The sequence below is a fragment of the Pseudoalteromonas nanhaiensis genome, assembly GCF_051235485.1.
In the GTDB taxonomy this organism is placed as follows: Bacteria; Pseudomonadota; Gammaproteobacteria; order Enterobacterales; family Alteromonadaceae; genus Pseudoalteromonas; species Pseudoalteromonas lipolytica_C.
In genome coordinates this window covers 60,520-71,459 of sequence record NZ_JBPNYQ010000022.1, presented here as the reverse complement: position 1 = coordinate 71,459, position 10,940 = coordinate 60,520, and the positions used below count along the sequence as shown (strand labels likewise).

At 42.4% G+C, this 10,940-nt stretch carries 11 protein-coding genes; all 11 read right to left on the bottom strand.

Features of this window, described 5'->3' with window-relative positions; genetic code table 11:
• Positions 1-399 precede the first annotated feature (399 nt).
• The 11 genes from ACSFVZ_RS16550 to ACSFVZ_RS16500 all read right to left on the bottom strand — a co-directional run bounded on the left by ACSFVZ_RS16550 (position 400) and on the right by ACSFVZ_RS16500 (position 10,895).
• Positions 400-2,184 (bottom strand): choice-of-anchor I family protein, encoded by a 1,785-nt coding sequence (locus ACSFVZ_RS16550; protein ID WP_435559246.1) that lies wholly within the window; start codon positions 2,182-2,184, stop codon positions 400-402.
• 142 nt (positions 2,185-2,326) lie between these two features.
• Positions 2,327-3,685 (bottom strand): bifunctional UDP-N-acetylglucosamine diphosphorylase/glucosamine-1-phosphate N-acetyltransferase GlmU, encoded by a 1,359-nt coding sequence (glmU, locus tag ACSFVZ_RS16545; protein ID WP_435559245.1) that lies wholly within the window; start codon positions 3,683-3,685, stop codon positions 2,327-2,329.
• 273 nt (positions 3,686-3,958) lie between these two features.
• On the bottom strand, positions 3,959-4,381 hold the full coding sequence (locus tag ACSFVZ_RS16540) for a F0F1 ATP synthase subunit epsilon (RefSeq protein WP_135923073.1): 423 nt from the start codon (positions 4,379-4,381) through the stop codon (positions 3,959-3,961).
• Positions 4,382-4,394: 13 nt separating this feature from the next.
• On the bottom strand, positions 4,395-5,780 hold the full coding sequence (gene atpD, locus ACSFVZ_RS16535) for a F0F1 ATP synthase subunit beta (RefSeq protein WP_138557632.1): 1,386 nt from the start codon (positions 5,778-5,780) through the stop codon (positions 4,395-4,397).
• A gap of 32 nt (positions 5,781-5,812) precedes the next feature.
• A complete protein-coding gene (atpG, locus tag ACSFVZ_RS16530) occupies positions 5,813-6,673 on the bottom strand; it encodes a F0F1 ATP synthase subunit gamma (RefSeq protein ID WP_235384038.1) in 861 nt (286 codons plus the stop codon).
• 59 nt (positions 6,674-6,732) lie between these two features.
• Entirely contained in the window at positions 6,733-8,274 is a 1,542-nt protein-coding gene (atpA, locus tag ACSFVZ_RS16525; RefSeq protein WP_054554809.1) for a F0F1 ATP synthase subunit alpha, read from the bottom strand.
• A gap of 14 nt (positions 8,275-8,288) precedes the next feature.
• The gene (gene atpH, locus ACSFVZ_RS16520; RefSeq protein ID WP_135923074.1) at positions 8,289-8,822 is read right to left on the bottom strand and encodes a F0F1 ATP synthase subunit delta; all 534 of its coding nucleotides are present in this window, start codon (positions 8,820-8,822) and stop codon (positions 8,289-8,291) included.
• A 16-nt stretch (positions 8,823-8,838) separates the two neighbouring features.
• The gene (gene atpF, locus ACSFVZ_RS16515; protein WP_054554807.1) at positions 8,839-9,309 is read right to left on the bottom strand and encodes a F0F1 ATP synthase subunit B; all 471 of its coding nucleotides are present in this window, start codon (positions 9,307-9,309) and stop codon (positions 8,839-8,841) included.
• A gap of 42 nt (positions 9,310-9,351) precedes the next feature.
• Positions 9,352-9,585: a F0F1 ATP synthase subunit C gene (gene atpE / locus ACSFVZ_RS16510; protein ID WP_010561330.1), complete on the bottom strand. Its 234-nt coding sequence runs from the start codon at positions 9,583-9,585 to the stop codon at positions 9,352-9,354.
• A 56-nt stretch (positions 9,586-9,641) separates the two neighbouring features.
• Positions 9,642-10,499, bottom strand: a complete 858-nt coding sequence (gene atpB, locus ACSFVZ_RS16505) for a F0F1 ATP synthase subunit A (RefSeq protein ID WP_054554806.1) — start codon at positions 10,497-10,499, stop codon at positions 9,642-9,644.
• Between the two features lie 15 nt (positions 10,500-10,514).
• Positions 10,515-10,895 carry an ATP synthase subunit I gene (locus tag ACSFVZ_RS16500; RefSeq protein WP_135923075.1) on the bottom strand — a complete coding sequence of 127 codons (381 nt, stop codon included), beginning with the start codon at positions 10,893-10,895 and terminating at the stop codon, positions 10,515-10,517.
• Positions 10,896-10,940: the final 45 nt, after the last annotated feature.

Here is a 10,940-nt window from a genome sequence, read left to right as displayed (position 1 = left end):
ATGATTGCTTTATATTGTTAAAGAACGTTTCGAGTTGCTTTCGCGTCTCGAGGGATGCGTATAATACATCCTTAATTGTTTGAGTCAACACTTAATTTTAAACTTTCTTTTCAGACCGTTTTAAACCGAAGTTTTACTTAACTCTCTGTCACTTTGTTCAGCGCTTTTCATTGCTGCCCGCCGTGTCAGTGGATGCGCATTATAGGGATGCAAAGAATTAACGCAAGCACTTTTTGAAGGTTTTTTTGATTATTTTAAAAATAGTATAATAACCATACAAATAAAGGGCTGTAGAGGGATTTTAGCTCAAAAAACAGTCACTTTTTAAGTGTGATAATGGTAAGGATAAAGCGATATACTTAAAACTAGCTATATCGCTTTTTATCTTTATAAGGTGGATTAATTAGCTTTGATTTCCCAGATGGCAATTGAACCTGAAATTTCATTACCTACAACAAGCAATGCTTCATTCGTTGCACTTTGTTCTGCAGGTATAAACGCCATCCCCTCAGGGGCAAGATCACCGGTTATTTCTGCATCGGCTTCTAAGCCACGGTTAAAAAAGTAATCTTGGAATGTCACATTGTATGGATTAGTAATATCAAACACCATTATGCCCCCCATGCGCTCTAAACCAATAAATGCAAATGTACGATCACCAATAGTACCCAGTGCTAATGCTTCTGGTTCAGCACCTTTGTCATCAGAGCGACTATCGCCGGCATTTTCATCTTCATTATTGTTAAATGCTGCTCCGTGAACTGAAGCGGTAATACGTGAGATTTGATCGCCAGAATCAAAAACCACCATGCCGTTACTATCCCAGATGGTAAAAGAGCGGGCTCCGTATGCATAAAGTGACTCGTACTCACCATCGTTATCTTCATCACCTTTAACTGTGGTCACTTTTAGGCGGCCAATATCACTATTATCATTGTTCAGGTAATCAAAGTTACTTGCCAGCGTTAAGTCTTTAGCTCTGCTTTCATCTATATAAGATAAACAACCATCATCTTCATCGTAATCAAGACCACCTTTTGCTAAACATTCTGCTTCATCGGCTGTGTCGAAGAAGTATTCGCGTGCATCACCTTCGTTAGCTGTAACAATAAAGTTAGCACCTTTCCAGGTAAAGCTTGAGATGGTATCAGGTTGATACATACCATATAGACCAGGGTATGATTTAAAGTTAACGCCACCATCTTTATCTGACGCATCAAAAAGTAAATTAGACCAATCTTTAAAACCTAAGCCTTTAAGCTCTAGACTATTATCTTCAAGGTTGACGATAGCAAGGGCGTTATTTTCTTGTAGTGACACGTATGCAAATTTATTGTCTTTAGAAATACTGATGTACTCAGGCTCTAAATCCATAGCTACGGTTGTATTAATTAAATTACCGTTGATTGTACGGCCAGCCGGATTAGCAAATATAACCCCTCGCTCTTCAAGCTCTGCTTGTTTATCGTTGTAGGCAGAAAAGGTTATGCTAATCGCGGTATCAGCAATCACACCATCATTGATGTTTATGATGCTAATTGAGCCTTCAGGGTCAATACTGTAATCCCCATTAGGTTCACCTTCATTAGCAACAAGTACTTTATTACCATCATGGCTAAAGGTAACCATATCGGGTAGGGCACCTACAGTAACATTCTTAATAAACTGAGGCTCTTCGCCACTAATATCATAAAATGCGATTAATCCTTTATCACCCGTATTACTAGCTGCCATTGCTACAGCTAAAAGTTCATTATTAATATCAATAGCGATACTGTTTGCATCGCCTGCAGTGTGCTCATTAAGTGCAAGGGTAATGTCTGAATCTAAGTTAGTGCCGTTTATTACTCCTTCGTTATCTTTAACTAAAGCTGCACGGTCAAAACTATTGGCTTTTATGATATTCACAACGGCCGAATCACCCGAACTATTAATAGCGAAAATTCTTTTTTTTGATGGTTGATAGGCAACAATCTCTGCTGCACCTTCAGGGCTTTCTGCGTTGAGCACCGCACGGCCGATAAGATTTATACTTAACGCTGAATTTGCGTCTTCACCACTCGCTCCATCTTGTCCTGCAGGACCTTGTTCACCTTGCATACCATCTTTGCCGTCGTCACCGTCTAATGAGCAGCCAGAAAGAATGGTTAAAAGTGATAGCGCAATAATTGATCTTTTTAACATTATTATTTTCCTTCGTATTGTATTAACGCAATTACAACACGCAGGCATTACAACTATATGGCACTTTTATGAGAACAAAATTTAGTCATAAAAAAAGCGAGTATAAACTCGCTTTTTATTTATAAATTAGTAGGGTAGCTCATTACTTTTTAGTTGGGCGCTTCCAACCAGTAAGGTTACGTTGTTTACCACGAGCGACTGCAAGCTGATCATCTTCAACAGTATTAGTGATAACAGAGCCTGCGCCAATCGTTGCCATTGAGCCAATATTAACAGGGGCTACCAGTGATGAGTTAGAACCGATAAAGGCATTATCACCAATAATGGTTTTTGATTTATTTACGCCATCATAGTTACAAGTAATAGTACCTGCGCCAATATTAACTTTTTCGCCAACTTCAGTGTCGCCTAAGTAGGTTAGGTGATTTGCTTTTGAGCCTTTGCCTAAGCGAGTCTTTTTCATCTCAACGAAGTTACCAATGTGCGAGTCTTCTTCCATAATCGCACCAGGGCGAAGGCGGGCATATGGGCCTAAAGTACATTTAGCAGCAACACTGGCTTCTTCAACTAGTGAGTTAGCTTTAATAACAACGTTATCGCCGATAGTACAATCTTTAAGTACGCAATTTGGGCCAATTTGTACGTTATTACCCAGAGTTACTTTACCTTCGAAAATAACATTAACGTCGATGAGAACATCTTCGCCAGTCGTTACTTCACCACGTACATCAATACGAGCAGGATCAGCAAGTGTTGCGCCGTTTAGCATTAACTCTTCTGCTTGCCACGCTTGATATGCACGTTCAAGCGCTGAAAGTTGTACGCGATTATTAGCACCTTCAACTTCCATCGGATGCTCAGGCTGTGCAGAAGTAATTTCAACACCTTCACTGTGTGCCATCGCAACAATGTCTGTTAGGTAGTATTCACCTTGGGCGTTGTTGTTAGATAAGTTACCTAACCAACGTTTAAGTAGCGCACCATTAGCAGCCATAATACCGGTATTGATTTCTTTAATCGCAAGTTGCTCAGGTGAAGCATCTTTTTGTTCAATAATACCGACTAGCTTGCCATTTTCACGAAGCATACGACCATAACCTGATGGGTCATCTAATGTAACCGTTAACACTGCTAAGCCTTTTTCTGGAGTCGCAGCAAGTAGCTTTTCTAAGGTAGCGCGTTTTGTTAGTGGCACATCACCGTAGAGAATCAATACGGTATCGTCATCGGCAATATGTTCTTTGGCAACAGCGACGGCATGGCCGGTACCAAGTTGCTCTTCTTGTAATACCCAATTTACTTGATTGTGCGATAGGGCAGCTTGTAGCTGTTCACGACCATGACCATAAACAAGGTTTGTTTCGCGAGCACCAAGTGCAGTGGCATTATCAATAACGTGCTGCACCATAGGTTTACCCGCAACTTTGTGAAGTACCTTTGGTAGAGCAGAGCGCATTCGGGTACCTTTACCCGCTGCTAGAATAACAGTAGTCAGAGACATTAAAACAATATCCTTCTTTCTTTGTTTTAGGTGTGCATGATGTTGTGAGATCTGAAAAAACAAACAAAGTTATGTAAGTCACATCATGTGTAAATACGCAATCCTAATGTGTAGGACTGAACCTTGAATGAAACAGCTATTCACTATTAATTCACACTATTGTAGCGAGCTTTGATGAAGGATATAAGTATAAAAATAGAATAGGGTGCAAAGCATCACATTTCAGGCACAAAAAAGCCCACGTTAAGTGGGCTTTTCGAAAACCGAGTAGGCTTACTTTTTGCGTAATTGTTGAATTACGCGAAGTTGAGCGATTGCTTCAGCAAGCTGTACTGCAGCTTGTTGGTAATCTAACTCAGCAGCTGACGTGTTCGCCATTTGCTCTTCAGCATCACGTTTCGCTTTTTCAGCCGCTTGCTCATCTAGGTCTTCACCACGTACTGCAGTATCTGCAAGAATTGTGATGCGATCCGGTTGAACTTCTAGCGTGCCGCCAGCAATATACATCACGTCTTCGTGACCAAATTGCTTAACTAAACGTACCATACCAGGTTTTAGGGCAGTTAATAATGGAGCGTGGCCATAGTTAACACCAAGGTCACCTTCACTACCACTCACTTGAATCGATTCAACCAGACCAGAGAACAAGCTCTCTTCTGCGCTTACTACGTCAAGATGTACAGTCATAGCCGCCATACTACCCTCCTAATTACATGCTTTTGGCTTTTTCTTGAGCTTCTTCAATAGAGCCAACCATGTAGAACGCTTGCTCTGGCATATCATCAAACTCACCGTTTAAGATACCTTTGAAGCCAGCAATTGTGTCTTTAAGTGACACGTATTTACCAGGCGCGCCTGTGAATACCTCAGCAACGAAGAACGGCTGAGATAGGAAACGCTGGATTTTACGTGCACGAGATACAACTTGCTTATCTTCGTCAGAAAGCTCGTCCATACCTAGGATTGCGATGATGTCTTTAAGTTCTTTATAACGTTGAAGAACTGTTTGAACGCCACGCGCAGTATCGTAGTGCTCTTGACCGATTACTAATGGGTCAAGTTGACGTGAAGATGAATCAAGTGGGTCTACTGCAGGGTAGATACCAAGTGAAGCGATATCACGAGAAAGTACTACTGTTGCATCTAAGTGAGCAAACGTTGTTGCTGGAGATGGGTCAGTTAAGTCATCCGCAGGTACGTATACCGCTTGGATTGAAGTGATTGAACCCGTCTTAGTAGATGCGATACGCTCTTGAAGTACACCCATTTCTTCAGCAAGAGTTGGTTGGTAACCTACTGCTGAAGGCATACGACCTAGAAGTGCTGATACCTCTGTACCCGCTAGAGTATAACGGTAGATGTTATCAACGAAGAAAAGTACGTCACGACCTTCGTCACGGAACTTCTCAGCCATAGTAAGACCAGTTAACGCTACGCGTAAACGGTTACCCGGTGGCTCATTCATTTGACCGTATACTAGAGATACTTTGTCTAGTACGTTTGAGTCGTTCATCTCATGGTAGAAGTCATTACCCTCACGCGTACGCTCACCAACACCTGCGAATACTGAGTAACCGCTGTGCTCGATTGCGATGTTACGGATAAGTTCCATCATGTTTACGGTTTTACCAACACCGGCACCACCGAATAGACCAACTTTACCACCTTTAGCGAATGGACATACAAGGTCGATTACCTTGATACCAGTCTCTAAAAGTTCTACTGAATTTGATTGCTCTTCGTAAGAAGGTGCTGCACGGTGAATAGACATACGCTCTTCTTCACCAATTGGACCAGCTTCATCAATAGGGTTACCTAATACGTCCATGATACGACCTAGTGTCTTCGTACCTACTGGAACGTGAATTGGCTGACCAGTGCCTTCTACTGAAGTACCACGACGTAAACCGTCAGTAGTACCAAGTGCGATACCACGTACCACACCGCCACCTAGCTGTTGTTGAACTTCTAAAGTTAAACCCGCTAAGTCGCCATCTGTTACTTTTAGTGCGTCATATACGGCTGGCACGTTGTCTTGTGGAAATTCGATATCCACAACGGCGCCGATAATTTGGACGACCTTACCTAAACTCATGTCTATTCCTCTCATTAAACTTTGCCGAAGCGTTAAACTGCTGCCGAACCGCCAACAATCTCACTAATTTCTTGTGTGATTGCAGCTTGACGAGCCTTGTTATAAACAAGCTGTAACTCATCCATAAGGTCGCCTGCGTTATCAGTTGCAGCTTTCATTGCAACCATACGGGCAGCCTGTTCAGAGGCAGCGTTCTCAACTACACCTTGGTATACTTGAGACTCAATAAAGCGTACTAACAGAGCTTCTAAAATCGCATCTGGGTTTGGCTCATATAAGTAATCCCAAGAATGTTGAGATACTTCTTCTTCAGCTTTTGGCAAAGGGAGTAACTGATCGATTGTTGGCTCTTGCTTCATAGTATTAACGAACTTGTTAAATACTACGTATAAGCGGTCAATTTTACCTTCAGAGTATGCATCTAGCATTGTCTTTACAGGACCAATAACGTCTTGTAGTGAAGGTGTATCTCCTAAGCTCGCTTTTTTAGCGACTAACTTACCGCCGAAACGTTGGAAAAAGCCAGCTGCTTTGCTACCTAAAGTAGTAAATTCAGCTTCAACGCCTTTTTCTTTCCACGCTTTAACGTCTAGGGCAACTTTTTTGAACTCGTTTGAGTTCAAGCCACCACATAGACCACGGTCAGTAGAGATAACAATATAACCAACTCGTTTTACTTCACGCTCTTCTAAGAAAGGGTGAGTAAAATCAAGATTTGCTTGAGCAACACGACCAATCACTTGGCGTAAGTTTTCAGCGTATGGACGGCTTGACGCCACACGTTCCTGCGCTTTTTTCATTTTAGACGCAGCAACCATTTCCATTGCGCTGGTGATCTTTTGAGTATTCTTGATACTCCCGATCTTGCTTTTAATCTCTTTTCCGCTGGCCATGACTCTCTCTCCGAATCAGGTGGGCTTTAGTTGCCTAAAGCTCACCATTCATAACTAAATTACCAAGTTTGCGTCGACTTGAACTTCTCTAGAAGTTCTTTAAGTTGAGCTTCAATCTCAGCGTTGTAGTTACCAGTTTCATTGATTTGAGCCATTAGCTCTGCGTATGTGCTGTTTGCATAAGAAATCAGGCCAGCTTCGAAATCCATGATTTTCGCGATTTCGATGTCTTTTAGGTAGCCTTTTTCAGCAGCAAATAGCGACAGAGACATTTCAGCAACAGACATTGGTGCGTACTGTTTCTGCTTCATTAACTCTGTTACGCGCTCACCATGCTCTAATTGAGCACGTGTTGCATCGTCAAGGTCAGACGCGAACTGCGAGAACGCAGCTAATTCACGGTACTGAGCTAACGCTAGACGGATACCACCACCTAGTTTCTTAACGATTTTAGTTTGCGCTGCACCACCAACACGAGATACCGAGATACCAGCGTTAACAGCTGGACGGATACCTGAGTTGAATAAGTCAGTTTCTAAGAAGATCTGACCATCGGTGATAGAGATAACGTTTGTCGGTACGAACGCAGAAACGTCGCCGCCTTGAGTTTCAATGATTGGCAATGCCGTCAATGAACCTGTTTTACCTTTCACTTCACCGTTAGTGAACTTCTCAACGTAATCAGCGTTTACACGTGATGCACGCTCTAGAAGACGTGAGTGAAGGTAGAATACGTCACCTGGGTATGCTTCACGACCTGGTGGACGCTTAAGTAGTAATGAGATTTGACGGTAAGCAACAGCTTGCTTAGATAAATCATCATATACGATTAGCGCGTCTTCACCACGGTCACGGAAGTATTCACCCATAGTACAACCAGAGAATGGTGCTAAGTACTGAAGTGCCGCAGATTCAGAAGCAGATGCAACAACAACGATAGTGTTTTCTAATGCACCGTGCTCTTCTAATTTACGTACTACGTTAGCGATAGTAGATGCTTTTTGACCAACTGCAACGTACACACACTTAACGCCTGTACCTTTTTGGTTGATGATAGCATCGATTGCTAATGCAGTTTTACCAGTTTGGCGGTCACCGATCACAAGCTCACGTTGACCACGACCTACTGGGATCATCGCATCGATAGATTTATAACCAGTTTGTACTGGCTCATCTACTGATTGACGTTCGATAACGCCTGGTGCGATTTTCTCAACAGGTTCAAAACCGTCGTTATCTAAAGCGCCTTTACCATCGATAGGTGCACCTAGTGTGTTAACAACACGACCAAGTAGACCACGACCAACAGGAACCTCTAAGATACGACCAGTTGATTTAACTTTTACGCCTTCTTTAAGGTCAGCGTAAGGACCCATTACTACTGCACCTACTGAGTCACGCTCAAGGTTTAGTGCGATAGCATAACGGTTGCCAGGAAGCTCAATCATTTCACCTTGCATACAGTCAGCAAGACCGTGGATGCGGATGATACCGTCAGTAACAGATACAATAGTACCTTCGTTACGAGCTTCACTTACAACTTCGAACTGCTCAATACGTTGTTTGATCAGATCTGAAATTTCAGTGGAATTAAGTTGCATGCTCTTTTTCCCAATTACGATTGTAGTGATGTAGCTAAGCGGGCTAATTTGCCACGTACTGAGCCGTCGATTACAGTGTCACCCGCCTTGATAATAAGGCCGCCAACCACTGTAGTATCTTCACTACAATTCAGCTTAACTTTGCGTGCGAAACGTTTTTCAAGTGCCGCTACCAATGATACTTGCTGCTCAGCAGCAAGCGGTGTTGCAGAAACCACATCAACGTCGATTTCTTTGTCGTAGTCCGCTTTTAATTCAGCGAATAACTCTGCAACAGCTGGCAGTGCAACTAAACGTCCATTTTCAGCCATCACCTTGATTAGGTTCTGACCTTGTTCGTTGAGCTGCTCTGCACAGATCTTGATAAACAGATCTGCTTTTTCAGTAGCAGTAGGCAATCCAGCTAGCGCGGCAGCGGCTTGCTCATTGCTGGCAACTTGGCCAGCAAAGAACAGCATGTCGTTCCAACTTTCAACAGTGCCTTTTTCAACGGCAAGTTCAAAAGCCGCTTTAGCGTATGGGCGAGCGATAGTAGCCAATTCAGACATGCTCATACCCTCCTAATTACAGCTCAGCGACAAGTTTTTCAACGATGTCACTGTGTGCGGCTTGATTGATTTCGCGCTCTAAAATCTTCTCAGCACCAACCACGGCCAGCGTCGCTACTTGTTTACGTAGTTCTTCTGTTACACGGTTACGCTCTGCTTCGATTTCAGAGTGCCCTTGAGCAATAATTTTTTCACGCTCTTGTTGACCACGAACAGTTTCTTCGTCAACGATAAGCGTGGCACGCTTTTTAGCTTGTTCAATGATATCAGCCGCTTGAGCTTTTGCCTCTTTAAGCTGCTCAGCAGCTTTCTTTTGCGCAAGTTCTAAGTCTTTTTCGGCTCTATCAGAGGCAGCTAAACCATCTTCGATTTTCTTCTGGCGAGCTTCAATTGCACCATTTAGTGGTGGCCATACGTATTTCATACAGAAAAGTACGAAAACCGTAAATGCAATTAATTCACCGATAAGAGTGGCTGTTAAGTTCACGACCGCTCCTCCTTAAAATAGTAAGCTGTTCAAAAAATAATATTAAAGTACGAACAACAATACCATTGCGATACCAACACCGATCATAGCTACAGCATCGATTAGACCAGCAAGGATGAACATCTTAACTTGTAATGAAGGTGCAAGTTCAGGTTGACGAGCACAAGCTTCTAGGAATTTACCACCCATGTTGCCGAAGCCGATAGCAGTACCGATTGCACCGAAGCCGATAAGTAGAGCAACAGCGATATACTTAAGACCAATCATTAGTTCCATTTTTTTCTCCAAAGTTTCAATTGTAAATTAAAGTTAAAATTTAAAAGTGTATAAAATTAGTGATTATCTGAGCTTGCCATGCTTAGGTAAACGATTGTTAGCATCATGAATACGAATGCTTGCAGTACGATTACTAAGATGTGGAATACAGCCCAAATAAAGTGCAACGGTAGTTGCATTAAACCAACTGCGCCGATCAAGATGAAAATCAACTCACCAGCATATAAGTTACCGAATAAACGCAGCGCTAACGAGAACGGCTTAGCTACTAAAGCGATTGTTTCTAGTAATAAGTTACACGGGATTAAAAACACCATCGCTAGCTTGTTATTTGAGCTAAATGGGTGAAGCGTAAGTTCTGCTAAGAAACCGCCAATCCCTTTGATTTTGATTGCGTAACCGATCATCAGAATGAATACACCAATAGCAAGTGCAGCAGTCATGTTGATGTCTGTTGTTGGTACAATCTTCATGTAAACGTCGTGAGAATCCATACCAAATGCTTGTTCACCAACGAAGCCAGCGAATGCAGGTAGGAAATCAACCGGAATTAAGTCCATTAAGTTCATTAAGAACACCCAAACGAAAATCGTTAGAGCTAATGGAGCGATTAGGGCACTTTTACCGTGGTAAGTATCGCGTACGTTGTCGCCAACGAACTCAACGATCATTTCAATGAAACACTGAAATTTACCAGGTACACCGGTATTTGCTTTTTTAGCGGCACTACGGAAGATCCATAAAAATACAAGACCTAAACCGATTGACCATGCGAGGGTATCTATATTCCATGTCCAGAAACCACTGTCTGCACACGCTTTGTTGAAGGCAAGACCAGCGTCGGTCGAGCACATCTTAGCGTTAGTTAAGTGGTGCTGAATATGGCTTGATAGAGTTACTTCTTCTGCAGCCATGTTATATCCCAAAAGTTAATGATTAAAAAAAACGGGCGCAAACAATCCGCAAAATAACACCAATACATAAACACAGAAAAACGGTAACAAAATGACCGTGTAAGACTTCAGTATCAGTGCGAACAACACGATTGTTAGCATAAATTTTAATCCGTTGCCGCGCTTTAGCGAGGCATACACTTGATTTACTCGACTTGCACCCACATATCTGAATGCATAGACGGCAAATACAAAATTAGGGAGTATTGCTACAGCCCCGCCAGCAACTGCTGACTGGCCGGCATTGACTCCCCAACCTATAAAAACAACTACTGCAGCGATGAGCGCTACGATACCCTGAAGACAAATTAATTTAAATGCGGCAAGCCTATAAGGCTTTGCTAACTTATTAGTCACGTTTTATTAACCTTGTAAACGTTCAAATTGTCAGGGTATGAAAAC

Bases quoted from the DNA above. Each gene is read 5' to 3' on its own strand.
- atpE (WP_010561330.1), bottom strand. From the start codon at position 9,585: ATGGAACTAATGATTGGTCTTAAGTATATCGCTGTTGCTCTACTTATC.
- atpB (WP_054554806.1), bottom strand. From the start codon at position 10,499: ATGGCTGCAGAAGAAGTAACTCTATCAAGCCATATTCAGCACCACTTA.
- atpH (WP_135923074.1), bottom strand. From the start codon at position 8,822: ATGTCTGAATTGGCTACTATCGCTCGCCCATACGCTAAAGCGGCTTTT.
- atpD (WP_138557632.1), bottom strand. From the start codon at position 5,780: ATGAGTTTAGGTAAGGTCGTCCAAATTATCGGCGCCGTTGTGGATATC.
- ACSFVZ_RS16540 (WP_135923073.1), bottom strand. From the start codon at position 4,381: ATGGCGGCTATGACTGTACATCTTGACGTAGTAAGCGCAGAAGAGAGC.
- atpG (WP_235384038.1), bottom strand. From the start codon at position 6,673: ATGGCCAGCGGAAAAGAGATTAAAAGCAAGATCGGGAGTATCAAGAAT.
- glmU (WP_435559245.1), bottom strand. From the start codon at position 3,685: ATGTCTCTGACTACTGTTATTCTAGCAGCGGGTAAAGGTACCCGAATG.
- atpA (WP_054554809.1), bottom strand. From the start codon at position 8,274: ATGCAACTTAATTCCACTGAAATTTCAGATCTGATCAAACAACGTATT.
- ACSFVZ_RS16550 (WP_435559246.1), bottom strand. From the start codon at position 2,184: ATGTTAAAAAGATCAATTATTGCGCTATCACTTTTAACCATTCTTTCT.